The 22,640-nt window shown below is 68.5% G+C and carries 24 protein-coding genes and 1 tRNA gene; 10 read left to right on the top strand and 15 right to left on the bottom strand.

The window, feature by feature from the left end; genetic code table 11:
- Window positions 1-76: 76 nt before the first annotated feature.
- The 4 genes from HZF05_RS03285 to HZF05_RS03300 are packed head-to-tail and all read left to right on the top strand — an operon-like array spanning window position 77 to window position 4,780.
- Window positions 77-559, top strand: coding sequence for a MarR family winged helix-turn-helix transcriptional regulator (locus HZF05_RS03285; protein ID WP_160365172.1), 483 nt, complete (start codon window positions 77-79; stop codon window positions 557-559).
- Window positions 556-1,986, top strand: a complete 1,431-nt coding sequence (locus HZF05_RS03290; RefSeq protein ID WP_160365173.1) for an efflux transporter outer membrane subunit — start codon at window positions 556-558, stop codon at window positions 1,984-1,986. The genes HZF05_RS03285 and HZF05_RS03290 overlap by 4 nt, the downstream gene beginning before the upstream one ends.
- A gap of 35 nt (window positions 1,987-2,021) precedes the next feature.
- On the top strand, window positions 2,022-3,236 hold the full coding sequence (locus tag HZF05_RS03295; RefSeq protein ID WP_181638785.1) for an HlyD family secretion protein: 1,215 nt from the start codon (window positions 2,022-2,024) through the stop codon (window positions 3,234-3,236).
- Window positions 3,233-4,780, top strand: a complete 1,548-nt coding sequence (locus HZF05_RS03300; RefSeq protein ID WP_160365175.1) for a DHA2 family efflux MFS transporter permease subunit — start codon at window positions 3,233-3,235, stop codon at window positions 4,778-4,780. Before HZF05_RS03295 ends, HZF05_RS03300 begins: the two co-directional genes overlap by 4 nt.
- A 225-nt stretch (window positions 4,781-5,005) precedes the next feature.
- Here the strand turns inward: HZF05_RS03300 and HZF05_RS03305 are convergent, their stop codons facing one another.
- From HZF05_RS03305 to HZF05_RS03325, 5 genes are all read right to left on the bottom strand, one after another.
- A complete protein-coding gene (locus HZF05_RS03305) occupies window positions 5,006-6,241 on the bottom strand; it encodes an adenosylmethionine--8-amino-7-oxononanoate transaminase (RefSeq protein WP_160365176.1) in 1,236 nt (411 codons plus the stop codon).
- Between the two features lie 112 nt (window positions 6,242-6,353).
- The gene (gene bioD, locus HZF05_RS03310; protein WP_160365177.1) at window positions 6,354-6,962 is read right to left on the bottom strand and encodes a dethiobiotin synthase; all 609 of its coding nucleotides are present in this window, start codon (window positions 6,960-6,962) and stop codon (window positions 6,354-6,356) included.
- Window positions 6,959-7,684, bottom strand: coding sequence for a methyltransferase domain-containing protein (locus HZF05_RS03315; protein ID WP_160365178.1), 726 nt, complete (start codon window positions 7,682-7,684; stop codon window positions 6,959-6,961). The genes bioD and HZF05_RS03315 overlap by 4 nt, the downstream gene beginning before the upstream one ends.
- Window positions 7,681-8,268 carry an alpha/beta fold hydrolase gene (locus tag HZF05_RS03320; RefSeq protein WP_160365179.1) on the bottom strand — a complete coding sequence of 196 codons (588 nt, stop codon included), beginning with the start codon at window positions 8,266-8,268 and terminating at the stop codon, window positions 7,681-7,683. The genes HZF05_RS03315 and HZF05_RS03320 overlap by 4 nt, the downstream gene beginning before the upstream one ends.
- A complete protein-coding gene (locus HZF05_RS03325) occupies window positions 8,268-9,419 on the bottom strand; it encodes an aminotransferase class I/II-fold pyridoxal phosphate-dependent enzyme (protein ID WP_160365180.1) in 1,152 nt (383 codons plus the stop codon). The genes HZF05_RS03320 and HZF05_RS03325 overlap by 1 nt, the downstream gene beginning before the upstream one ends.
- A gap of 109 nt (window positions 9,420-9,528) precedes the next feature.
- Here HZF05_RS03325 and HZF05_RS03330 point away from each other — a divergent pair, with 109 nt between their 5' ends.
- Complete coding sequence (locus HZF05_RS03330; RefSeq protein WP_160365181.1) at window positions 9,529-9,774, top strand: hypothetical protein; 246 nt, start codon at window positions 9,529-9,531, stop codon at window positions 9,772-9,774.
- A 6-nt stretch (window positions 9,775-9,780) separates the two neighbouring features.
- On the opposite strand, the gene HZF05_RS03335 is transcribed toward HZF05_RS03330, so the two are convergent.
- Window positions 9,781-10,380, bottom strand: coding sequence for a DNA-3-methyladenine glycosylase family protein (locus HZF05_RS03335; protein WP_425505605.1), 600 nt, complete (start codon window positions 10,378-10,380; stop codon window positions 9,781-9,783).
- A gap of 108 nt (window positions 10,381-10,488) precedes the next feature.
- Between HZF05_RS03335 and HZF05_RS03340 the strand changes: the two genes are divergently transcribed.
- Window positions 10,489-10,806: a 2Fe-2S iron-sulfur cluster-binding protein gene (locus HZF05_RS03340; protein WP_160365183.1), complete on the top strand. Its 318-nt coding sequence runs from the start codon at window positions 10,489-10,491 to the stop codon at window positions 10,804-10,806.
- Between the two features lie 126 nt (window positions 10,807-10,932).
- Here the strand turns inward: HZF05_RS03340 and HZF05_RS03345 are convergent, their stop codons facing one another.
- Window positions 10,933-11,685, bottom strand: a complete 753-nt coding sequence (locus HZF05_RS03345; RefSeq protein WP_160365184.1) for a TrmH family RNA methyltransferase — start codon at window positions 11,683-11,685, stop codon at window positions 10,933-10,935.
- 85 nt (window positions 11,686-11,770) lie between these two features.
- On the opposite strand from HZF05_RS03345, the gene HZF05_RS03350 reads away from it, so the two are divergent.
- Window positions 11,771-11,856, top strand: a tRNA-Tyr gene (locus HZF05_RS03350).
- Window positions 11,857-12,286: 430 nt separating this feature from the next.
- On the opposite strand, the gene HZF05_RS03355 is transcribed toward HZF05_RS03350, so the two are convergent.
- From HZF05_RS03355 to HZF05_RS03375, 5 genes are all read right to left on the bottom strand, one after another.
- Window positions 12,287-12,457 carry a hypothetical protein gene (locus HZF05_RS03355; RefSeq protein WP_160365185.1) on the bottom strand — a complete coding sequence of 57 codons (171 nt, stop codon included), beginning with the start codon at window positions 12,455-12,457 and terminating at the stop codon, window positions 12,287-12,289.
- A 138-nt stretch (window positions 12,458-12,595) separates the two neighbouring features.
- Window positions 12,596-13,675 carry a potassium channel family protein gene (locus HZF05_RS03360; RefSeq protein ID WP_246331470.1) on the bottom strand — a complete coding sequence of 360 codons (1,080 nt, stop codon included), beginning with the start codon at window positions 13,673-13,675 and terminating at the stop codon, window positions 12,596-12,598.
- Window positions 13,676-13,859: 184 nt separating this feature from the next.
- Entirely contained in the window at window positions 13,860-14,135 is a 276-nt protein-coding gene (locus tag HZF05_RS03365) for a hypothetical protein (protein ID WP_160365187.1), read from the bottom strand.
- 98 nt (window positions 14,136-14,233) lie between these two features.
- On the bottom strand, window positions 14,234-16,450 hold the full coding sequence (locus HZF05_RS03370; RefSeq protein ID WP_160365188.1) for an acyl-CoA dehydrogenase: 2,217 nt from the start codon (window positions 16,448-16,450) through the stop codon (window positions 14,234-14,236).
- 279 nt (window positions 16,451-16,729) lie between these two features.
- Entirely contained in the window at window positions 16,730-17,710 is a 981-nt protein-coding gene (locus HZF05_RS03375) for an aldo/keto reductase (RefSeq protein WP_160365189.1), read from the bottom strand.
- A 124-nt stretch (window positions 17,711-17,834) separates the two neighbouring features.
- Here HZF05_RS03375 and HZF05_RS03380 point away from each other — a divergent pair, with 124 nt between their 5' ends.
- Window positions 17,835-18,038 (top strand): hypothetical protein, encoded by a 204-nt coding sequence (locus HZF05_RS03380; protein WP_160365190.1) that lies wholly within the window; start codon window positions 17,835-17,837, stop codon window positions 18,036-18,038.
- A 4-nt stretch (window positions 18,039-18,042) separates the two neighbouring features.
- On the opposite strand, the gene HZF05_RS03385 is transcribed toward HZF05_RS03380, so the two are convergent.
- Both HZF05_RS03385 and HZF05_RS03390 read right to left on the bottom strand, forming a co-directional pair.
- Window positions 18,043-18,996, bottom strand: a complete 954-nt coding sequence (locus HZF05_RS03385) for a GNAT family N-acetyltransferase (RefSeq protein ID WP_160365191.1) — start codon at window positions 18,994-18,996, stop codon at window positions 18,043-18,045.
- A gap of 75 nt (window positions 18,997-19,071) precedes the next feature.
- Complete coding sequence (locus tag HZF05_RS03390) at window positions 19,072-19,890, bottom strand: ATP-binding protein (RefSeq protein ID WP_160365257.1); 819 nt, start codon at window positions 19,888-19,890, stop codon at window positions 19,072-19,074.
- Between the two features lie 90 nt (window positions 19,891-19,980).
- Here HZF05_RS03390 and HZF05_RS03395 point away from each other — a divergent pair, with 90 nt between their 5' ends.
- Both HZF05_RS03395 and HZF05_RS03400 read left to right on the top strand, forming a co-directional pair.
- Window positions 19,981-20,784 carry a class I SAM-dependent methyltransferase gene (locus HZF05_RS03395; RefSeq protein ID WP_160365192.1) on the top strand — a complete coding sequence of 268 codons (804 nt, stop codon included), beginning with the start codon at window positions 19,981-19,983 and terminating at the stop codon, window positions 20,782-20,784.
- Window positions 20,781-22,139 carry a phenylacetate--CoA ligase family protein gene (locus HZF05_RS03400; RefSeq protein WP_160365193.1) on the top strand — a complete coding sequence of 453 codons (1,359 nt, stop codon included), beginning with the start codon at window positions 20,781-20,783 and terminating at the stop codon, window positions 22,137-22,139. Before HZF05_RS03395 ends, HZF05_RS03400 begins: the two co-directional genes overlap by 4 nt.
- A gap of 9 nt (window positions 22,140-22,148) precedes the next feature.
- Here the strand turns inward: HZF05_RS03400 and HZF05_RS03405 are convergent, their stop codons facing one another.
- Window positions 22,149-22,613 carry a hypothetical protein gene (locus HZF05_RS03405; protein WP_160365194.1) on the bottom strand — a complete coding sequence of 155 codons (465 nt, stop codon included), beginning with the start codon at window positions 22,611-22,613 and terminating at the stop codon, window positions 22,149-22,151.
- Window positions 22,614-22,640: the final 27 nt, after the last annotated feature.

Below are 22,640 nucleotides of genomic sequence, written 5' to 3' on the forward strand. Positions count from 1 at the left end.
ATTGCGTTGCGAAAAACAACTTGACTGCATCTGCCATGAAACTATCTGCACGTGCAGATACTTTTGAAGGAAGCTGATGGCCGTTCTCAAGATCGAGGATTGCGCGACCAACAGGGCACCGGGGCGACTGCTCCGCCGCATCGACCGGCTGATGGCGGCGTTCGTCGAATCACGTTTCGAGTCGCTCGATATCAGTTTCATGCAGTGGATCGCGCTCAAGGTGATCCGCGACGGTGTCGCCACCACGGCGGGCGAACTGGCGCGCGAGCTTTCGATCACCACGGGCGCCACCACGCGCCTGATTGACGTGCTGGAGACGCGCGGCCTCGTCGAGCGCGATCGCGGCAAGGCGGACCGGCGCGTGGTGCACCTCGCGATCACGGCCAAAGGAATCGAGGAGGTTTTCACCCTCCAGCAGCATGTCATTGAAGCATGGAACGAGGTTCTCGCCGAATTCGATCAGGACGAGGTGGACAGCACCGTGGAACACCTGGTGCGCCTCCTCGAGGCGGCCGAGCGCGTGGTCGGCGCCGCCGCTATCAGGGAGATTGCGGAATGAAGCGTGCCATCGCATTCCCGGCGATCGCGGCGATGCTGCTCGCCGGATGCGCCTCGGTGCCCAAGGTTCAGCCGCAGGTCGCGCAGGTGCAAGAACAGTCGCTCGGCCTCGGCAGCGAGACCCCGGCGATCGATGCGGCCTGGTGGAGCGCGTATGACGATCCCCAGCTCGACCGGCTGATCGAGACGGGGCTTGCGGGCAATCCCTCGCTGGCCGGCGCACTCGCCCGGGTTCGGCTGGCGCAGGCGCAGATCGAGACCGAGCATGCCGGGCTGCTGCCGCACATCAGCGCCTCCGGCCAGCTCGACCGCGCGCGGATCGGCGACAAGCTGTTCCCGCCCCCGGTCGGCGGCAGCGATGCGAACATCGGCATCGCTGGCGGCAGCCTCAGCTGGGATCTCGACATCTTCGGTCGCCAGCATGCGATGGTGCGGCAGGCGCAGGCCGCCGCCCGGGCGGCGGCGCTGGATGCCGCGGCGGCGCGGCTGACCCTCTCCGTTTCGATCACCCAGACCTATATCGGCCTCGCCCAGGCCGATCAGCTGATCCGCGTGGCGGACGGCTTCGTCCAGACACGCCAGAAGGCGCTCGGCTTCGCGCAGTCCCGGGTGAAGAACCAGCTCGGCAGCCAGTTCGACACCAAGCAGGCCGAGACCTTGCTTGCACAGGCCGAGCAGGCCCGCACCCAGGCCGAGCAGCAGCGCGACGTGCTGGTGCATGCGCTCGCAGCGCTGGTCGGGCGGGGCGCGGATTTCTACCCGCAGATCATCGCGCCGACGCTCCGCCTCGATCAGGCGCCGGCCGTGCCCGACATGCTGCCCGCCGACCTGCTCGGTCGCAGGCCAGACCTGCTGGCGGGCCAGGCGCGGATCGAGGCGGCGGTGCAGGGCCGTCAGGTGGCCAAGGATGCCTTCCTGCCCGATCTCAGCATCTCGGCGCTCGCCGGGCTGACCGCGGTGGGGCTCGGCAATTTCTTCACCGGCGGCGCCTTCAGCTACACCGTCGGCCCGGCGGTCAGCGTGCCGATCTTCCAGGGCGGCAAGCTGCGCGCGCAATATAAGGGCGCGACCGCCGATCTCGACGGCGCGGTAGCCGACTATGACAACGCCGTCGTCGGCGCAGTGCGCGAAGCCTCGGATGCGATCACCAACGTCCGCTCGTCCGATCAGGACCTCGCCGAGCAGCTGCGTGTCGTCCAGGGCCTACGCGACACCGTGCGGCTGGACGAGGTGCGCGTGCGCACCGGCCTGGGCTCGCAGCTCGATGCGATCGACAGCGGCTTCCGCCTGCTCCAGGCCGAACAGCAGCTCGTCGACATGCAGGCGGATGCGCTGACCCGCCGCGTCCAGCTCGTCGCCGCGCTCGGCGGCGGCTTCGATCCTTCCAGGCCGCTGGCTGCGGCGTCCGCTTCGGAACCCCATTCATGACCGACAACAGCACGCCCCTCGACAGGGAGGACAGCATGGCCGCAGACGATCCCACCCCTCCGGCCGCGGCTCAGACCGATGCGCTGGCCCGTCCCGACGCGCCGCCTCCTCCGCAGCCCGGCAAGAGCAGGACGCGCCGGCGCGGCTTCCTGATCCTCGGCATCGTCGTCGTCGTGGCGCTGATCGGCTATATCGTCATGAAGCTGCTGGCGCCGCCGAGCGAGAATACCGACGATGCCTATGTCGGCGGCAACATCGTCTCGGTGACCGCGCGTGACGGCGGCACGGTGCTGGCGCTTCATGCCGACAACACCCAGCGGGTGACGCGCGGCCAGCCGCTGATCGATCTCGATCCGGCGACCACCGACGTCCAGCTTTCCGCCGCGGAGGCGGCGCTGGGCCGCGCGGTCCGCTCGATCCGCTCGAGCGATGCGCAGGTCATCCAGGCGCGTGCGCAGATCGCGCAGGCCGAAGCCGATCTTTCGCGCGCCACCAACGATTATACGCGCCGCAAGGCCGCGGCGAAGGACGGCGCGGTTTCGGGCGAGGAGGTCAGTCATGCCCAGGATGCGGTGACCACCGCGCGCGCCGCGCTGCAGCTCGCCCATGCGCAGGAGGCGCAGGCGGCCAGCGCCGTCGCCGGCACCGACGTCTACAACAACCCGCAGGTGCTCGCCGCGATCGCCGACGTGCGCCAGGCGGCGATCAACTCCAGCCACATGCGCATCGTCGCGCCGGTGACGGGCGTCGTCGCGCAGCGCACAGTCCAGCTCGGCCAGAAGGTCGCGCCGGGCACGCCGCTGATGGCCGTCGTGCCGCTCGACAGCCTGTGGATCGACGCCAATTTCCGTGAGACCCAGCTGCAGAACCTGCGCGTGGGCCAGCCGGCGACGATCAAGGCCGACGTCTACGGCGGCAAGATCGTCTTCCACGGCAAGGTGCTGGGCCTCGGTGCGGGATCGGGCAACGCCTTCTCGCTGCTGCCGCCGCAGAACGCCTCGGGCAACTGGATCAAGATCGTCCAGCGCGTGCCGGTGCGCGTCGCGCTCGATCCCAGGGAGCTGGAGAAGAACCCGCTGCGCGTCGGCCTTTCGGTCGACGTGACGGTGGACACGTCGGTGCGCTCCGGCCCGTTCGTGGCAGGGGCGACGCCTCCGGCCGGCGGCACGCAGGAGAGCCTGACCGGCGGCCCGCAGGTCGATCAGACGATCCGCCGGATCATCGCCGAGAATATCGGGAAGGCCCGGTGAGCGGCGCTGCCGCCGCGCCGGCAGCGCCGCCGCCGCTGACCGGGGCTGGGCTCTGGATCACGGCGACGGCGCTGGCGCTCGGCACCTTCATGCAGGTGCTGGACGGCACCATCGCCAACGTCGCGCTGCCCACCATCTCGGGCAATCTCGGCGTGTCGACCGACAGCGGCACCTGGGTCATCACCAGTTTCGCCTGCGCCAACGGCGTGACGGTCCCGCTGACCGGCTGGCTGATGGGCCGCCTCGGTGTGGTACGCACCTTCACCGTCTCGGTGCTGGCGTTCACCGTCGCCTCCCTCCTGTGTGGTATCGCCTGGAGCCTGCCGTCGCTGATCGCCTTCCGTATCCTGCAGGGCGCCGTCTCGGGGCCGATGATCCCGGGCAGCCAGGCATTGCTGATCGCGATCTTCCCGCACGACAAGCGCTCCACCGCGCTCGCCATGTGGTCGATGACCACGCTGGTCGCGCCGGTGCTGGGGCCGGTGATGGGCGGCTATATCTCGGACAATTACCATTGGGGCTGGATCTTCCTGATCAACGTCCCCGTCGGCATCATCGCCGGCCTCGTCACCTGGCGTAGCCTCGCCAGCCGCGAGACGCCGACGCGCAAGCTGCCGATCGACACGGTGGGGCTGTTCCTGCTCGCCTTCTGGGTGTTCAGCCTGCAGACGATGCTCGATCTCGGCAAGGATCGCGACTGGTTCCACAACCCGCTGATTGTGGTGCTGGCGATCTGCGCGGTCATCGGCTTCATCGCGTGGATGATCTGGGAGCTCACCGATCGCACGCCGGCCGTCGATCTCACGCTGTTCCGTCGTCGTAACTTCGGTTTTGGCGTGCTGGCCCTGTGCCTGGGCTATGCGGTGTTCTTCGCCAACAACCTGCTGCTGCCGCTCTGGCTTCAGCAATATATGGGCTACAACGCCACCTGGGCCGGCATCGTCGCCGCACCCAGCGGGGCGGTGGCGGTGATGGCGACGCCGTTCGTCAGCCGGCTGAAGATCGATCCGCGCATCCTCGCCTCGATCGCTTTCGTCGCGTTCGCCTGCTCCTTCTTCATGCGATCGCACTATACGCCCGACGCCAGCTTCTGGGTGCTGTCCGCGCCCCTGTTCCTGCAGGGCTTCGCGATGAGCATGTTCTTCGTCCAGCTGATCACGATCAGCTTCGACGGGCTGTCGCCGGCCGAGGTGCCGTCGGCGAGCGGCATATCGAACTTCGCGCGGATCACCGGCGGCAGCTTCGCCGCGTCTATCATCACCACCTACTGGGATCGCCGCGAGGCGCTGCACCAGACGCGGCTGACCGAGGGCGGCACCCTGTTCTCGCCGATCTACCGGCAGGCGGTCGATCAGCTGCAGCATCTTGGCATGGACCAGTTGCAGGCGGCGGGATCGATCTATCGGCAGATCATCAACCAGGCCTATCTGCTGTCCTCGCTCGAGCTGTTCTGGATCTCGGGCTGGCTGTGCGTGGTGATGATCCCGGCGATCTGGCTGTGCCGCAAGCCCGCGCCGAGCGAACACGTCGTCGCCGCCGACTGACACGCAATCATCCGGGCGCGCATCCCCCTCGCGCGCTGACGGATGCGGCACCGGCCTGCCCCATCCCCTCCCCAGGGGCGGGCCGGTGCCGAGCTTCAGTTTTGTTTGCGAAAGCCGTTCCAGCCCGCTCCCCCGCCCAACCTCCCGACAGCATCACACTGGATCGGGAGGTTGGGCGGGGGAGCGGGCTGGAGCCGCACTGAGAAAGCGCTCTTTCGCGCTTTCTCAGGCGAAGAGGTGCGCCGCCTCCTGGATCGCGGCGTAGATGCGATCGAGATCGTCCTCGCCGATGCAATAGGGCGGCATCACATAGACCGTGTTGCCCATCGGCCGGACGAGCAGGTCGCGATCCCGGAAATGCGCGGCGAGCGCCGGGCCGATTTCGGCCAGATAGCCCTCTCCGCCACCGATCTCGCAGGCCGCGATGGTGCCGAGCGCCCGCGCATTGCGGACGTCCTCCAACGCGAAGATGCGCTCTGCCTGCCGCACGGCGAGGGTGGCGATGCGCTCGCGCACCGGCTCCTCTCGCCATACGCCCAGATTGGCGAGCGCGGCGGCGCAGGCGATCGGATTCGCGGTGTAGCTGGACGAATGGAAGAACATCCGGCCCTTGTCGTCGGAAAGGTGCGCCTCGAATATCGGCGCCGTCGCCATCGTCACCGCGAGCGGGATGACCCCGCCAGTCAGCCCCTTGGAGAGGCAGAGAATATCCGGCACCACGCCCGCCTGCTCGCAGGCCAGCAGCGTGCCGGTGCGACCCCAGCCGCTCATCACCTCGTCGGCGATGAACAGGACATCATGCGCCGCGCACATAGCCCGCATCTCAGCCAGCACCGAGGCCTCGTAAAGGAGCATCCCGCCCGCGCCCAGCACCAGCGGCTCGACGATCAGCGCGGCGGGCTTCTCCCGGCAGGCCGCCTCCAGCGCATCGAGCGTGTTCCGCCCGTCGCCCGCCGGAAAAGGCAGGGTGCCGACATCGAACAGCAGGGGTGTGTAGGCCTGGTTGTAGATGCCGCGCGCGCCGACCGACATGCCGCCGATCGTGTCGCCGTGATAGCCATGCTCCAGCGTCAGGATGCGGTGGCGCGGCTCGCCACGGTTGAGCCAGTAGCCCAGCGCCATCTTGAGCGCGACCTCCACTGAGGTGGAGCCGGAATCCGAATAGAAGACGTGCTTCAGCGCGGGCGGCATGATCTCCGTCAGGCCCCGCGCCAGCGCCTCGGCGGGCTCGTGGGTCCAGCCCGCGAAGATGATCTGGTCGAGCTTTCCGGCTTGCGCGCGGATCGCCTCGACGATCGGCGGGTAGCGGTGGCCGTGCGTCGTCACCCACCAGGAGGAGATGGCATCTACGATGCGCCGCTCGTCGGCGGTATAGAGCGCCGCGCCCTCGGAGCGCTCGACCAGCGGAATGGGTTCGGCGAGGCCGTGCTGGGTGAAGGGATGCCAGACGGGAGAGGTCATATCCCGCAAACCCCCGCTCGCCCTGAGCTTGTCGAAGGGTTGTCCTTTTCTTTTGCGTGGATGAAGAAGAAGGGCAGGGCTTCGACAGGCTCAGCCCGAACGGGTTTTGGGGTCATTGAAAGTCCCTGAGATCGAAATGCTCGGTGAACGCCGCGGCAAGGCTCTCCGCATCCAGCGGATCGAGCTTCGGCAGCCGCCCCAGCCGCTTCACTTGCGCCATCGCGCAGATCGTCGCCTCATTGTCCTCGTTGGCGTCGCCGACGAGGGCGATGCCGTGGATCGTCACCGCGCGCGCCCGCAGCGCCTCCACCGAGAGCAGCGAATGGTTGATCGTGCCGAGCCCGGTCCGCGCCACCAGCACCACCGGCAGGCCCCAACGCGCGAAGACGTCGGCGTAGAGCAGGTCGCGCGTCACCGGTACCAGCACGCCGCCCGCGCCCTCGATGACGAGCGGATCATCGGCGGGCGGCACGAGCTTCGCCGGATCGATCACGACATCGTCCAGCTCGGCGGCGCGGTGGGGGGAAAGCGGCTCGGTCAGCCGATAGGCCTCGGGCAGCACCCGCTCGACGCCGAGCGTCGCGACCGTCTCGCCGTCGGCGCCGTCGAGCAGGCCGGACTGGATCGGCTTCCAGTAGCTCGCGCCCATCGCTCGGGCCAATGCGGCGGCGAACACCGTCTTGCCGATGCCGGTATCGGTGCCGGTGACGACGACTCTCATAGCGGCCCCGCGACGCAGGTCGCGACCACGTAGCTGGCGACGCAGCCCTTGGCCTCGAAGCGGCCCATCACGCCGCGCAGTTCGGACGGGGTGAGCGGCCGGTGCCCGTCGCGCGGCGTGCCGGCGCCGATGCCCTTCACCGATCGCAGGAACTCCCGCGCGCTCTTGTGCGCCATCGGGATCGTCTCGATCTCTACTTCCAGCCCCATCGCCGCCAGCGCCTCTGTCGAGGGATAATCGCGCGTGCCGGGGGCGAGGTCGCCATGCGCGCGGCGCCATTCGAAGAAGCTGCCCTCCGCCAGCGTCGTGAAGACTAGACTGCCGCGCGGCGACAGCCGCCGCCTGAGCCGTGCGACGGCGGCGGGCAGATCGCCGAACCACTGGAAGGTCAGGCTGGAGCAGATCAGGTCGAAGCGCCCGGCGACATCGGGGTGCTCGCCGTCCATCACCGCGAAGGAGACGTTCGCGCGGTCATCCAGGCGCTGCCGCGCGCGATCCACCATGGCGGGCGCGATGTCGGTCATCCGCCAGTGCGAGGGCTCCAGATTGTCCACCAGCTCGAGGCCGAGGAAGCCGGTGCCGCAGCCGATTTCCAGCACGCGGGGGTCCGGCGGCAGCGGGAGGGCGAGGATGCGATCGGCCAGCTTCTCGGCGACGATGCGCTGCACGGCGGCATGCGCATCATAATGCGCGGCACGGCCGAAGGCGTCCGCGACGCTCATGCCGCGAACGCCCGGATATGATCGGCCACCCAATCCGGGCGGGTGAGGGGGAGGAGGTGCCCGCCCTCCGCCAATGTCTCGCGCGGCGCGCCGGCGAAGACGATTTCGCGCATCGAGGCGGGGAGGAGGGGGTCCGCGCCGCCATGCAGGACGAGCGTGTGGGGTGGTCGTGCGTCGCGTGCATACCCCTCGGCAAGAATTGCGAGGTCGGCGGCCAAGGCCTCCGGTTCGAGATCGTTCGCCGCCGGTGGCGCACCGATCCGCGCGCGGAAATCGGCCAGCACCGCAACGGGATTCTCGGCGAAACGCGTGCGCATCCGCTCCACGACGCGGGGCGGCACCGCATCGTTGCCGGCAAAGCGATCGAAACCGTTGACCGCGACGAGCCGGTCGAACCGGCCCGCCAGCAGCATCGCGCCGAGCGAATGGCCGATCGCCAGCACCGGTCCTTCGACCGGATCGGCGATGGGGTGGGCGAAATAGCCGCGATCCCAAACGACTGTCTCGAACTCCGGCAGCGCGGCGCGTACGCCGTCCCACAAGCTCGCGTCGAGGCCCCAGCCGTGGAGGAAGAGCAGCTTCATCACACCATCCTTGCGACGATCGCGTCGGCCAGAGCGTCGATGTCGCTCGCGGCATGGGTGGCGCGCAGCGCGAGGCGCAGGCGGCTGGTGCCGGGCGGCACGGTCGGCGGGCGGATCGCGGCGGCGAGCAGGCCGTCCCCCTGCAGCGCGGCGGCGAGCGCCAGCGCGGCCTCCGCCTCGCCGACGATGGCGGGGACGATCTGCGTGGAGCTCTCCGCCGTGCCGATGCCGGCCGCGTTCAGCCGCGCGCGCAGGTGCTCGCCGTGCTGTGCGAGACGCGCGCGCTCGGCCTCCATGCCGGGCACCAGTTCCAGCGCCGCGTCGATCGCGCCGAGCATGGCGGGCGGCGGGGCGGTCGAGAAGATGAAGCCCCCGCAGGCGTTGACCAGATAATCGATCAGCAGGCGCGAACCCGCGACATAGGCGCCGAAACAGCCCATCGCCTTGCTGAACGTGCCCATGACGAGATCGGCGCCCGGATGCTCGGCGGAAAGCCCGCGCCCCTGCGGCCCCAGGACGCCCGTCGCATGCGCCTCGTCGATATAGAGGAAGGCATCGTGGGCGCGGGCGATCTCTACCAGCCGGGCGATGTCGGCGCGATCGCCGTCCATGCTGAACACGCTCTCGGTGACGATCAGCTTCGGGCCGCCGTCATTCGCCGCCAGCAATTCCTCCAGATGATCGAGATCGTTGTGGCGGAAGCGGATCTGCCGGTGCCCCGCCGCGCCGGCGTGGAGGCTGGCATGGATCAGGCGGTCGGTGAACAGCAAGGTGCCGGGCGCAGCCTTGAGCAGGGCGGCCAGCACCGCCGCGTTGCAATGCCAGCCCGAAGGGAAGAGCAGGGCGGCCTCCGCGCCCTTGAAGGCGGCGATCCTGGCCTCGACCGCAAGATGCGCCTCGTGCGTGCCGGTGACCAGCCGCGAGGCGCCGGCGCCCGCGCCGTACCGTGCCGCCCATTCCGCCGCGCGCTCGATGAGCAGCGGGTGCCGGGCGAGGCCGAGATAGTCGTTGCTGGAGAAATCGACGAGCGTCGCGCCGTCCCGCTCCAACCGGCCGTCGGCCGCCAGCGCCGCCGGCTTCAGCCCCCGCCGCTCGTGGCGCGCGTCGATCCGCTCCAGCGCGGTGGCGAGATGGGTGTCGAGCGCGGCCATTGTTGCGCCGCCTCTAGCGCGAAGCGGCCGCCCGCGTCACCTCCCTGTCTCGATTGCCCGCCCGACAGCGAAAGGCTATATTCGCTCGCAATCAGCGAGGATCACGATCATGGCTGGCTCTCCGTCCAAACCCTGGTTCGCCGCGAAGCGCTACGGCTACGGCTCGTCCCTGCCGATAGCATGGCAGGGCTGGGTGGCGATGGCGACGTTAATCCTCTTGGTGGTGGTAGCGTCGGCGGGGTTCACCGGGCCAGCGCGCTTCGTCGTGCCGATCGTGGCGGTGCTGGTCTTTGCCGTCCTCTGCGCCTTCAAGACCGAGGGCGGCTGGCGGTGGCGGTGGGGCGAGGGCGGCTAGCGCCGTTCACACCGGCGCGGCCGATTTCCCGTTCACGCCATAGTGGTGCCAGGCGAAGATCGCCGCCGCGCCGCGGTGCGGGCGCCAGGCTTCAGCAAGGTCGCGGGTGAGCTTTTCGCTCGGGCGCTCCTCCAGCCCCAGCAGGCGCCCGATCTCCACCTGCACGGCAAGATCGCCCGCAGGCCAGATGTCCGGCCGCCCTTCCGCGAACAACAGATAGATTTCCGCCGACCAGCGGCCGATCCCCTTGATGCGGACGAGGTCGGCGATCGCCTGCTCGTCGTCGGCGTCGAGGTTGGCGAGATCGAGCTCGCCCGAGTCCACCAGCCCGGCAAGGCTGCGCGCATAGCCTGCCTTCTGGCGCGAGAGCCCGCAGGCGCGTAATTCCTCGTCGGTCGCGGTGAGGATCTGCGCCGGATCGTTCATGTCGCTCAGCGCCGCCTCGAGCCGGGCCCACACGGCGCGCGCGGCATGCACGCTCACCTGCTGGCCGACGATGGTGCGCAGCAGGGTCGCATAGCCGCGTTCCGAAATGCGGGCGTCGGGCAGGCCGACCCGCTCGATCCCGCGCGCGAAGGCGGGCTCGATCCCGGCCAGCGCAGCCATCGAAGCGCGAAGCTCTTCTATCGGTATGCCCAAGGCCTATCCTCTTGTCTTGTCGTCCGTCATTGCCCATAGCCGCGCCAAGCGCCCGCGTCATCCGGAGGGGAATCAATGCCGAAGCTGATCGTCGTCACCCGTGAGGGCCAGGAATCCACCGTCGAGGGCGATGCCGGCCTCAGCGTGATGGAGGTCATCCGCGATGCCGGCTTCGACGAGCTGCTGGCGCTGTGCGGCGGTTGCTGCTCCTGCGCGACCTGTCACATCCATGTCGATCCCGCCTTCGCCGACAAGCTGCCGCCGATGAGCGACGACGAGAACGACCTGCTCGACAGCTCGGATCATCGCGACGCCAACTCGCGCCTCTCCTGCCAGATCCCGTTCAGCGATGCGCTGGACGGCCTGAAGGTGACGATCGCGGCGGAGGATTGAAGCATTAAATCCCTCCCTTTCAGGGAGGGATTTGGGTTGGTCTTGGCGCATGTGCCTAGAGTCGCGCGTCCCGAACCTTCCGTATCGCGGCCCAACACCACTCCGGCCCTCCCAGGGAGGGGAGCGTTACGCCCGCGTCGCGGCCGCGTAGAGCGCGATCGCGGCGGCGTTCGAAATGTTGAGACTCTCGATCCTCGGGCTGATCGGCAGCTTGGCCAGCACGTCGCAATGCGCCTCGGTATTCTGGCGCATGCCTTCGCCTTCGGCGCCCAGCACCAGCGCCAGCTTGCCCGGCACCAGTGCCTCGCCCAGCAGCACCTTGGTGTGGCCGGTGAGGCCGACGCGCCAGTAGCCGGCCTCCGCCATCTCGTCGAGCGCGCGGGAAAGGTTCACCACGCGAATCCACGGCATCACCTCCAGCGCGCCGGAGGCGGCGCGGGCCAGCGCGCCCGATTCGGGCGGCGCGTGGCGATCCTGCGTGACGATGCCGAGCGCATCGAACGCCACCGCCGAGCGCAGCACCGCCCCGACATTGTGCGGATCGGTCACCTGATCGAGCACCACGATCGGGCGCCGGTCCTGCGGGTCCACCGCCATCTCGAACAGCTCGTCGAGCCATTTGTCGGGCAGCGGGTCGCATTCCAGCACCAGCCCCTGGTGCGGCGCGTCGGGCGGCACCATGCGACCGAGATCCGCGACTTCGGCATATTGAACCGCGAAGCTGGTCTGTGGCAGCCCGAGCGCGGCGATAGCCTCGTGGCTTCCCCACAGCTTGCGGATGGTGCGTTCGGGGTTGGCGAGGGCAGCGGTGACCGCATGGCGGCCCCACAGGCGGGTGCGGCCCGAATGGGCGACGGAGGGACGGTGGCCTTTGCGCATAGTGCGCGCGCTTTTCCACGCAGGCGCGTTGACAGGCAAGGACTCATTCGCCATTAGCCGCGCCTCGCCCCGGCGCGACAAGCGCGGAAGGGTGGCCGAGTGGTTAAAGGCAGCAGACTGTAAATCTGCCCGTGCAAGCGTACGCTGGTTCGAATCCAGCCCCTTCCACCACTTGCGCCGGGGCGCTCCCATTTCATTGTCCGGCGGGGCTGGGGCCAGCTGCCGATGGGGTGCGGCGTCAATTCAGCGAGTACGGGGGTATGCGTTCATTCTTCCTGGTATCGGCTTGACCGCTGGCGCTGCGGGCGCCGCATCGACCCCCGATATTGCGCCTGCCACGCCGATTTCTCCGGCCGTCGCGCCGGCGCAGAAGCCCAAGCCGATTTGCGATGACGACGAGGTCACCGGATCGCGTCTCCCACCGCCGGACGTGCGTGACGGCGGCGCAATGAACGGATTACCGCGAGGCGCTGCGCCGCGAGATCGAGCAGAACCAGGATCGCGTCATGTGCACCGAAGGCTGCGGCACCAGCGGCGGCGGGACCGGCAAGAACTGAGATTCACTTCGCGAGCCGGTTTTGGAGCCGGTTCACGCCTCCGATCAGCCCATCTGATCGGCGAAATGGAAGAATTTCGATTCGGCATGGGCGCGGCGATAGACGAGTTGTCCCGCGCCGCTGCCGATCGGCGGCAGCGATAGGATGTTGCCGCCTGAAACGGGGCGCTTCTGCCCGTCCAGCGGACCACCGACGAGAACGACATTCTCGATCATCGCGCGACTCCTCGATCGTTCAGGCTTCACGAGCGCAAGCTCAGATGCGGGCGGGCCGAGGTCAATCGGGGGCGTAACGATCGTGCGCCGGAAGGAGTTAATTTCCCGCCCGACGGATAGGGAATTGCCCGGCGGCACTCAGTAGGTGTTGCGGCCGACCCGGATCTCGCCGCGCGGGGCCAGCAGGACGCGTGCCGCCGCCACCGGGTTGCGCGCGACCACCGTCACGCGATCACCCGCGTGGACGATCTCGTCGGAGCCGGGGCGGCCGGCCATGTCCGCGCCCTCGCGCTGGATGCGCGCGATCAGGAATGCGCCGGCACCGCGCCGCTCGATATCCGCGACCGTCGCGTCGGCGGCCGCGCTCTGCGGGGCGATCGTCACCGATTCGAGGCTGAGGCCGACGCCATCCAGCGCCTGCTCGGCGCGGTGCAGACCGGCTTCGTCGCGCGCGGCGCGGCTTTCAGGGTAGAGCAGCATCCGCGCGATCCGCTCGGCCCCGATATGGGTGGGCAGCACCACCTGATCCGCCCCGGCATGGCGCAGCTTGCTCTCGGTGGTCGGTGCCTCGCCGCGCGCGATGATCTCGATGCCGGGCGCCAGGTTGCGCGCCGAGAGCGTGATGAAGACGTTGGCGGCATCGTCCGGCAGCACCGTCGCCAGCGCGCGGGCGCGGTGGATGCCGGCTACAACCAGCGCCTGCTCGTCGGTGGCGTCGCCCGGCAGCGCGAGATGGCCGGCGGCCTCCGCCTCGGCCAGCCGGTCGGTACTGCGCTCCAGCACCACGAGCGGCAGACCGCCCTGCGCGAGATCGCGGGCGAGCATCACGCCGATCCGGCCGTAGCCGCAGACGATGACGTGATCGGAAAGCTTGTCGACCTTGGCCTGCATGCGGTTGGGGCTCAGCAATTGGCGCAGCTGCATGACGGTCATGAACTGCACGAGGGCGGAGGTGAGGAGTATCATGCCGGTGCAGCCCAGCACCATCGTGCCGACGGTGACGGCATGCAGATACGGCGTATCGATCGGGCGCACCTCGCCGTAGCCGACCGTATAGACGGTGAGCAGTACCATGTAGATGGCGTCGGCGAAGCTCCAGCCGGCCGCCATATAGGCTATCGTCGCGACGACGATCACCGTGCCGACGAAGACGAGGATCGAAACGAGGTTGCGCACCGGCGATCCGAGCACACCCTCCTGCGTCAATGTATGGCGCATCGCCCCGCCCCCTTCCGCTCGCATCAAGGCGCGGGATGGCGCCGGCGTCAATGCGGCTGCGGGGTTTTCGCGGGCAATCCCGGCATGATGGCCTCAGGCACAAACGAAATCGGGCCCGATCCGAAGATCGAGCCCGACAAGCGGTTCGCTGGTCGGGCGGAAGGCTCGACCGTGTACGCTGTCATTACGGGCTGGTGCTGCCGTTCCCGCCGCCGCTGCTCGTGGCGATGCCGACGCCGGCACCAACCGCGACGAGGCCGGCGAGGACCGCACCGACAGCGGCCGGGGCCATATCGGAACGCTTCTTGCCGCTGATCTGGGCGCTCATGCGCGCACCGGCCAGCATGGAAGCGGGCTGAAGCTGTACGGACGCAACCGACGGACGCACGGTGTCGGTGGCGAGGACGGGCGAGGCGAGAAGCGTCGCTCCGGCCAGCGCGGCAAACATAAGTCGTGCCATAATGCTCCCCTTCATCAAGGGCGTGGCGAGTCTCGCGACTCCACACCCAAGTTGCATATCTTTTACGTTGCGGCGCACAATGTCAACAACATAGTTAATCAATCCGCACTCGGCGCCAGGTCTTCGGCCGCGAAGTCATCCACCGCGATCACGGCCGCGATCGCCCGCTCCGTTTCTTCCAAGCGGGCGCGATCGTCTTGCGACAGGAGGGATTCGTCGGAATCCCGCCAGTCCTTGACGCGCGCCTTGCGCAGGCGCTCGCGGATCGGCTGGGTCTCCGTGACGAGGTCGAACGCCGCCTCCAGCTTCAAAACCGCATCCCCGTTTTTGCCGCGATAGATGTTGGCGGTGAGCCGGTCCCGCGACTCGGAGGGGGTGGTGAGGATCGCCGCCGTCTTGCGGATGAGCCAATCGGACGGCCCGCGCGCGCGGCGGCCGAAGGGCATGACGAACAGCCGTAGCATCCAGCGCACCGCGCGGCTCGGCATGTTGGCGATGAGCTGGTCGAACCGCTCCTCGATGGTGCGGAAGCCGCTTTCCATGACGTAGCGCAGCAGCACCCAGTCGGCATCCTGCCGCCCCTCGTCCTCCCAGCGCTTCAGCGCGGCGGAGAGCAGGTAGAGCTCGGACAGGATGTCGCCGAGCCGCGCCGAGAGCAACTCGCGCCGCTTGAGCTCGCCGCCGAGCGAGAGGAAGGCGATGTCCGAGCAGAAGGCGAAGGCGGCCGAATAGCGCGAGAGCTGGCGATAGAAGCGCTTGGCGCGGCCCGCCTCCGGTGCGGGCGCGAAGGCGCCGCCCGTCCAGCTGCGCACGAAGGCGCGGATCGAGGTCTTGAGCGCATGGGCGACATGCTTCCACAGCACCGCGTCGAATTCGGTGAGGGCCAGCGCCCTGTCGCTCTCGCCGATCGCGCGCACCTCGTCGAGCAGATAGGGGTGCGATCGGATCGCGCCCTGCCCGAACACCATCAGCGAGCGGGTGAGGATGTTCGCCCCCTCGACGGTGATCGCGACCGGCACGGAGCGATAGGAATTGCCGAGATAGTTGCTCGGCCCGTCGATGATCGCCTTGCCGCCGTGCACGTCCATCGCGTCGTTGATCACGACGCGCATCCGCTCGGTTGCGTGCAGCTTCATGACGGACGAGATGACGGCGGGGTGGTGGCCCATGTCGAGCCCGGCGCAGGTCAGCTTGCGCGCGGCATCGAGCAGGTAGGCATTGCCGGCGATGCGGGCGAGCTTCTCCTGGATGCCCTCGAACTCGGCGATCGGCACGTGGAATTGTTCGCGCACGCGGGCGTAGGCGCCGGTCGTGTAGGCGGCGAAGGCGGCAGCGGCGGCGGATTGCGAGGGCAGCGAGATGCCGCGCCCGGCGGCAAGCGCGCTCATCAGCATCCGCCAGCCCTGGCCGACGCGCTCGCGCCCGCCGATGATGTTTTCGAGGGGCACGAACACGTCGTGGCCTTCGTTGGGGCCGTTCATGAACGCCTGCATCGCGGGCAGATGGCGGCGCCCGATCTCGACGCCGGGTAGATCGGTCGGCACTAGCGCCACGGTGATGCCGATCTCCTCCTCCCCACCCAGCAGCTTGTCGGGATCGGAGAGCTTGAAAGCGAGGCCGAGGATCGTCGCGACCGGCCCCAGCGTGATGTAGCGCTTGTGCCAGTTGAGCCGGATGCCGAGCACCCGCTCGCCCTGCCATTCGCCGAAGGTGACGATGCCGGTGTCGGTCATCGATGCGGCGTCGGAGCCGGCCTCGGGCGAGGTGAGGCCGAAGCAGGGGATTTCCCGCCCGTCGGCGAGCCGGGGGAGCCAGTGCGCCTTCTGCGCGTCGGTGCCGAACTTCATGATCAGCTCACCCGGCCCGAGCGAGTTGGGCACCATCGCGGTGACGGCGGCGGCCGACGAGCGGGTCGAGAGCTTGCGCACCACCTCGCTGTGGCCGAGCGCCGAGAAGCCGAGGCCGCCATGCTCCTTCGGAATGATCATCCCGAAGAATTTCTCCCGCTTCAGCAGATCCCAGGCGGCGGGGGGAAGGTCATGATCCTCGAAGGTCGCCTTCCAGTCGTCGACCAGCGCGCAGAGCTCTTCCACCGGTCCGTCGAGAAAGGCCTGCTCCTCCGCCGAAAGCGTCGCGGGCGGCACGGCGAGCAGGACGTTCCAGTCCGGATTGCCGGTGAACAGCGCGGCATCCAGCCACGTGTCGCCGGCGTCGATCGCCTCGGCCTCGGTTTTCGAAAGGGAGGGCATGACGCCTTCCACCGCCTGGAAGACGGGGCGGGTCACGATATCGCGGCGCAGCGTGGAAACGGCCATGAGGGCTCCTCTCGTTTCGGTCTGCAACGCAAACCGACCCCGAGAGGGTCCATGTCCCGCGCCGAAGCGAGCGCTACGGGGTCAGGAACGCAGCGCCATGACTCCAGCGATCAGCATCCCCCACAACATCGTGCTGATCACCGCACCCATCGTCCATCCCGCCAGCTTGCGGCGCGACGCACTCAATCCGTCCATCGATGTCCCCTCCGACGCAACATTGTTGTGCCGGAATCGTAACAGGTCTGACACAAATTCCCAATCGACTTTGGTCGAGTTGCACTATTTGAAACCAACGACGGAATGCGGAATATACGGGGATTCCAGCCGCTCGACTTCTTCGTCGGTGAGGGTGATATCGAGCGCGGCGATCGCGTCCTCAAGGTGGCCGATCTTTGAGGCGCCGACGATCGGCGCAAAGACCTCCGGCTTGTCCAGCACCCAGGCCAGTGCGATCTGCGCTCGGGGCACGCCGCGCGCCTTCGCGATCTCGGCGACGACCTCGACGACCGTGCGATCGGCCTCCGCCGTCTTGGCGAAGATGCTCTTGCCGAACGTGTCGGTTTCGGATCGCTCGGTGGTCTCGTCCCAATCGCGGGTGAGGCGACCGCGGGCGAGCGGGCTCCACGGGATCACGCCGATCCCCTCGCTCGCGCACAGCGGCAGCATCTCGCGTTCCTCTTCGCGGTAGAGCAGGTTGACGTAATTCTGCATCGTCACGAAGCGCGTCCAGCCGTTCTGCTCGGCGACATGGAGCATCGTGGCGAACTGCCAGGCGTACATCGAGGAGGCGCCGATATAGCGCGCCTTGCCCGCCTTCACGACGTCGTGAAGCGCCTCCAGCGTCTCCTCGATCGGTACGTCGTAATCGAAGCGGTGGATCTGGTAGAGATCGACATAATCGGTGCCGAGGCGTTTCAGCGAGGCGTCGATCTCGGTCATGATCGCCTTGCGGGAGAGGCCGGCGCCGTTCGGTCCCTTGCGCATGCGCCCGTGGACCTTGGTGGCGATCACCACCTCGTCGCGCGGCATGAATTCCTTGAGCGCGCGGCCGACAATCTCCTCCGACGTTCCGTCCGAATAGACGTTGGCGGTGTCGAAGAAGTTGATCCCGGCCTCCACCGCCCGGCGGATGATCGGGCGGCTCTGCTCCTCGTCCAGCGTCCATTCGTGATTGCCGCGATCCGGCACGCCGAAGGTCATGCAGCCGAGGCACAGCGGCGAGATGTCGAGGCCGGTGTTGCCGAGCTTGATGATGTCCATCTGATGTCTCCGGATGACTGAAGGGCAAGGATTTTCTCGGGTTGCGGCTGTTCAGGGCGAAAGGGGTCGCCTAAGGGATATGGCCTGCGTTAACCATGTTCGCTACCGCACCGGGGGGAAAACGATGCGGCTTCTGTGTGTGACGTTGGGCCACAAGCCCGACAAGACCCGCGTGTGGAACGACAATGTCGATTTCCGTGCGCCGTGCGCCCGTTGCGGCGCACCGATGATGCGCGACGAGAAGAAGGCGTGGCGGCTGTTCGATCACGAGAAGGACGGATCGCCCGGTCGCAAGCTGCACCGCCACGACAAGGCGGCGGACCTGTAACGGATTATCCTTTCCAGCGCATCGCGACGTCGCAGCGTTCGTAGCGCGTGGCGTAGCGCTGCATGATCTCCGCATCGTGCACGAAGCCCAGCTTCTCGTAGAGGTGGATCGCCGACGCGCAGCGGCTGTTGGTGAGCAGATAGAGCATTTCGATCCCCATCGCCCGCGCGCGCTCCAGCGTCGCCGCCAGCAGGAACTCGCCGGCCTTCCGCCCGCGCGCGCGCTCCAGCACGCCCATCTTGGTGAGCTCGAACACGCCGTCCTCGATGCGGATCAGCGCGCAGGTGCCGACGACGCCAAGCCCGTCCGCCTCGACGAACAGGATGGTGCCGCCGCGATCCACGATCAGCTCGCGCGGGCGGGTGAGGATCTGGATGTCGTTCTCCTCCAGCCGGAACATCGAGGAAATCCACTCGGCGTTGATCCGATGAAAATCGTTGGCCAGTGCATCCTCATATTCGCGGACCTTCAGCGCCGGGGACCAGCGCCGGGCACGCTCCTCCAGCGACATGGTCTCCAGCGCCGCCTCGATCTGCGCGACCTGATCGAGCAGGCCGCCGGTGAGCGGGGCGCAGAGCTGTTTCACCGCGCCGCCCAGTTGTGGCCACATCGCCTGCTTCGCCTGCGCCATCGCCGCGCGGCCGGCTCCGCTCAGATGCAGCTGCCGCTGGCGCAGGTCGGCGTCGGAGCGCTCGACTTCGATCAGCCCGGCCTCGACGAGCCCGTTGGCGCAGCGGGTGACGGCGGGCTGGCTGAGCCCCAGCGCATCGACCGCCTCGCCGACGGTGAGCGGCCCGTAGCGATCGATCGCGGCGAGCAGCGGGAATTGCGCCGGCTGGATCGCCAGCCCCGCCGCCTGCGCCACGCGCGCGGCATCGGCCTGCAACCGCTCGGCCAAGCGCTTGAGCCGGCTGCCGAGGAACAACTCTCCCAGATCGACGAGGATATCGCGAGCCACAATCAACTCCATAACTGGGTATATTACCTGTTATATAGATCGATGAAGCTATCGCCAACTCGAAATTCGCGCGGCCTAGACCTGCTTGCCCTCGCGACCCGCCAGTTCGACGACATAGTGCCACGCTACGCGCCCCGATCGCGCGCCGCGTCCAGTCGCCCAGGCGATGGCGTCGGCGGCGTCGAAGGGCAGGCCGAGCTGCGCCGCATAGGCCTCCACCATCGCGACGTAGGTCGGCTGGTCGACATTGTGGAAACCCACCGAAAGCCCGAAGCGATCGGCCAGCGCCAGCTTGTCGTCCATCACGTCGCGCGCGTTGACCGCCCGCTCCGCCTCGCCATGCTCGCGGCTGACGATGTGGCGGCGGTTGGCGGTGACGTGGAGGCGGGCATTGTCCGGCCGCGCCTCGGCGCCTCCTTCCAGCAGCGAGCGCAGCGTACGCGGGCCGGCCGAGCCCTCCTCGAAGCCGAGATCGTCGACGAACAAAGCGAAGGCGCGCTCCAGGGGCGCGATCAGGTCGAACAGGTGCGGCAAAGTGGAAAGCGCGTCGGGCGCGACCTCGATCAGCGCGATTGGTTTGCCCTCGGCCTGCAACGCGCCGACCGCCGACTTCACCAGCGAGGACTTGCCGGTGCCGCGCGCGCCCCACAGCAGCACGTCGTGCGCGGGCAGCCTGTCGGCGAGGCGGCGGCTGTTCGCCAGCACCTGCGCCTTCTGCGCCTCGATTCCCGTGAGCAGGTCCAGCGCCAGTGGACGGAAGGCGCGGGTCGCCACCAGCACACCCTCGCGCCACACATAGGCCGGATGCGCCATCGGATCGGCGGCCGGCGGCGGCGGCGGCGAGATCCGCTCCAGCGCGGCGGCGATGCGGGCGAGGGGTTCGGCGTCGGTCATGTCCGGCGCATAGCCGGGGGAGGGCGCCGCGTCATCCCGCGGCGCATTGCGCGGGTTGGGCATGCCCGCTAGCCTCGCTCCGGGGGATTTGTGGCGACGGCTATCGGGGATCAGGAACCACGCGATTTTCACCTGCGCTGGGCGACGCTCCGCCCGCCGCAGTGCCCGACGCCGTATGTTCGCGACACGATCCGCGCGCTGCTCGCCGAAAGGCCCGGCCCCGCGCTGCAACTGGGCGTGACGCCCGCCATCGCCGACGCTTCGGCCGGGGGCGTGGCGATCGACTGGAACCCAGACATGCTCCGCCTCGCCTGGCCCGGCGACAGCGCGACGCACCGCGCCGAGGTGGGCAACTGGCTGGACCTGCGCTTTTCCAACGCGAGCTTCGCCACCGCCTTCGGCGACGGATCGCTGACCATGCTGGACTGGCCCGCCGATTACCGGCTGCTGATGCGCAGTCTGGGCCGCGTGCTGCGGCCGGGCGGGCGGCTCGTCCTACGCTGCTTCGTCCGGCCCGATGCCTGCGAGGCGATCGGGGATCTGGCGGCCGAGGTGCTGGCGGGGAAGGTCGATCATTTCGGCGCCTTCAAGCTGCGCCTGAACATGGCGACGGCGGCGATCGATGGCCGCGTCTACGTGCCCGTCGCGGATATCCATGCACAGTTTGAGGCCCATCTCCCCGACCGCGCGGCGATCGAGACGGCGACCGGCTGGGGCGCGGCGGAGTTCGCCGCGATCGATGCCTATCGCGACGCCGGATCGCATCTGAGCTACGCCACCCGCGCCGAGATCGCCTCCACCCTGCCGGAAGGAGCGACGCACCGCTTCGTCGAGACGGAAGGCTATCCGCTCGCCGATCGCTGCCCGCTGCTGGTCGTGGATTTCCCGACATGAGGCCGTCGCCGCTGCTCGCCTTCGTGCCGAACGGGCCAAGGCCGGGCGTCGGCCGCGAGCAGGCCGATATCGGCGCGCTGGTCCACCGGCTGGAGGCGGCGCAATGGCGCTCACCCGAGGAGATCGCGGCGCGGCAGTTCGAGGCACTGGCCAAGCTCGCCGGGCATATGGGGCGCGAAAGTCCGCTGTTCCGCCGCCAACTCGACGCAGCCGGGCTCGCGCCGCACGATCTCGGCACGCAGGAGGGGCTGCACGCCTTCCCGCCGATCCGTCGCCGCGACCTGCAGGGGCCGCCCAAGGACGTCTTCTGCGCGACCGTGCCCGATGCCTGCGGCGAGATCGTCCACGCATCCTCCTCCGGATCGACCGGCGAGCCGGTGCGGCTACGGCGGACCGCGCTCGACCAATTGCTGTTCCGCGCGATGACGATCCGCTTCCATCTCTGGCACGGGATCGGCACGGGCCTCAGCTTCTGCCAGTCGCGCGCCGGCGTGGACGAGGTGGTCAGCGCGCGCAAATGGGGCGGCACGGCCGGGATGTTCTGGCCGACCGGGCCGATGCTCGCCATGCCCAACCAATTGGCGATCACCGAGCAGGCGCGGCTGATCGAGGGGTTCCAGCCGGACATCCTGCTGATCTATCCCAGCAACATCGTCGCGCTGGCGCGGCATTACGAGGCGAACGGCAAGGCGCCGTTCACGGTCCGGCAGATCCGCACGACGTCCGAGACACTGCCCGACCCCGATCGCGCGCTGGTCGAGCGGATGTGGGGCTGCGCGCCGGTGGACGTCTATTCGTCCACCGAGGTCGGCTACATCGCCATGCAATGCCCGCAGAGCGGCCTCTATCACGTCATGGCGGAGACGCTGATCGTCGAGGTGATCGACGACGCCGGGCGGCCGTGCCGGGAGGGCGAAGTCGGCCGGATCGTGGTGACCGATCTCAACAATCACGCGACCCCGCTGATCCGCTACGCGATCGGCGATCATGCCGAGGTCGGGCCGCCCTGCCCGTGCGGCCGGGGATTGCCGACGCTGCGCCGCATCCTCGGGCGCGAGCGCAACCTCGTGACGATGCCCGACGGCAGCCGCCACTGGCCGCTGACCGGCCGCTCGCGCTACCGCGACGTGGCGCCGGTGCTCCAGCACCAGATGCTCCAGCGCGAGCGCGACCGGATCGAGGTGCGGCTGGTGATCGAGCGCCCGCTGACCGATGGAGAGGAAGCAGCGCTGCGCGCAATCATGCAGCAGGCGCTGGGTCATCCCTTCGCGCTCGACTTCGAATATTACGAGCATCGCCTGCCGATGGCGCCCAACGGCAAGTTCGAGGAGTTCGTGAACCTGATCGACGGGTGAGAGTGCCGGTCAATCGATGCCGGCGGCCCCCAGCCGGTCTCGCAATCTGTTCAGGCCGGTCCGCACCATATCGCCATAACCGTCATGGTTGAGATGGGCGATGCGCGCCAGCCCGACGGCGGCGTGGCGCGACGCGCGGGCCGGATCGCCCAGCCGCCGATAGGCGTCGCCGACGTTCAGGTGCAGCGACGGCAGAAAGCCCGCGAGCGACGGATCGACCGGATCCAGATCCTCGTCGCCTTGAGATCCGGTCGCGGCTTCGAGCGCGAGCAGGTCCCAAGCAAGCTCGTCCTTCGCATCGTCCTCGGTGTCGGCGAGGAAATGGGCGATCGTGCAGCGCTGCAGGGGCGTGCCGTACTCGCCCTTTTCGTTCCACAGTCGGAGGAGATCGCGCCTTGCGGCATCGCGATCGCCGCCGTGGACCATCGCCACGGCCCGCATGATCTCGCCCATGTCGGTCGAAGGCGTGTTCATGCGTGTGGTCCGTCATTCCCGATCCTC

The organism is Sphingomonas chungangi (assembly GCF_013778325.1).
Classification (GTDB): domain Bacteria; phylum Pseudomonadota; class Alphaproteobacteria; order Sphingomonadales; family Sphingomonadaceae; genus Solisphingomonas; species Solisphingomonas chungangi.

Coding starts and splice junctions, on each gene's coding strand:
- HZF05_RS03330 (WP_160365181.1), top strand. CDS start 9,529: ATGGCTGGCTCTCCGTCCAAACCCTGGTTCGCCGCGAAGCGCTACGGC.
- HZF05_RS03315 (WP_160365178.1), bottom strand. CDS start 7,684: ATGAGCGTCGCGGACGCCTTCGGCCGTGCCGCGCATTATGATGCGCAT.
- HZF05_RS03390 (WP_160365257.1), bottom strand. CDS start 19,890: ATGACCGACGCCGAACCCCTCGCCCGCATCGCCGCCGCGCTGGAGCGG.
- HZF05_RS03285 (WP_160365172.1), top strand. CDS start 77: ATGGCCGTTCTCAAGATCGAGGATTGCGCGACCAACAGGGCACCGGGG.
- bioD (WP_160365177.1), bottom strand. CDS start 6,962: ATGAGAGTCGTCGTCACCGGCACCGATACCGGCATCGGCAAGACGGTG.
- HZF05_RS03340 (WP_160365183.1), top strand. CDS start 10,489: ATGCCGAAGCTGATCGTCGTCACCCGTGAGGGCCAGGAATCCACCGTC.
- HZF05_RS03325 (WP_160365180.1), bottom strand. CDS start 9,419: ATGGCCGCGCTCGACACCCATCTCGCCACCGCGCTGGAGCGGATCGAC.
- HZF05_RS03290 (WP_160365173.1), top strand. CDS start 556: ATGAAGCGTGCCATCGCATTCCCGGCGATCGCGGCGATGCTGCTCGCC.
- HZF05_RS03400 (WP_160365193.1), top strand. CDS start 20,781: ATGAGGCCGTCGCCGCTGCTCGCCTTCGTGCCGAACGGGCCAAGGCCG.
- HZF05_RS03355 (WP_160365185.1), bottom strand. CDS start 12,457: ATGATCGAGAATGTCGTTCTCGTCGGTGGTCCGCTGGACGGGCAGAAG.
- HZF05_RS03335 (WP_425505605.1), bottom strand. CDS start 10,380: ATGGCTGCGCTGGCCGGGATCGAGCCCGCCTTCGCGCGCGGGATCGAG.
- HZF05_RS03295 (WP_181638785.1), top strand. CDS start 2,022: ATGGCCGCAGACGATCCCACCCCTCCGGCCGCGGCTCAGACCGATGCG.
- HZF05_RS03345 (WP_160365184.1), bottom strand. CDS start 11,685: ATGCGCAAAGGCCACCGTCCCTCCGTCGCCCATTCGGGCCGCACCCGC.
- HZF05_RS03360 (WP_246331470.1), bottom strand. CDS start 13,675: ATGCGCCATACATTGACGCAGGAGGGTGTGCTCGGATCGCCGGTGCGC.
- HZF05_RS03305 (WP_160365176.1), bottom strand. CDS start 6,241: ATGACCTCTCCCGTCTGGCATCCCTTCACCCAGCACGGCCTCGCCGAA.
- HZF05_RS03320 (WP_160365179.1), bottom strand. CDS start 8,268: ATGAAGCTGCTCTTCCTCCACGGCTGGGGCCTCGACGCGAGCTTGTGG.
- HZF05_RS03375 (WP_160365189.1), bottom strand. CDS start 17,710: ATGGACATCATCAAGCTCGGCAACACCGGCCTCGACATCTCGCCGCTG.
- HZF05_RS03405 (WP_160365194.1), bottom strand. CDS start 22,613: ATGAACACGCCTTCGACCGACATGGGCGAGATCATGCGGGCCGTGGCG.
- HZF05_RS03370 (WP_160365188.1), bottom strand. CDS start 16,450: ATGGCCGTTTCCACGCTGCGCCGCGATATCGTGACCCGCCCCGTCTTC.
- HZF05_RS03365 (WP_160365187.1), bottom strand. CDS start 14,135: ATGGCACGACTTATGTTTGCCGCGCTGGCCGGAGCGACGCTTCTCGCC.
- HZF05_RS03380 (WP_160365190.1), top strand. CDS start 17,835: ATGCGGCTTCTGTGTGTGACGTTGGGCCACAAGCCCGACAAGACCCGC.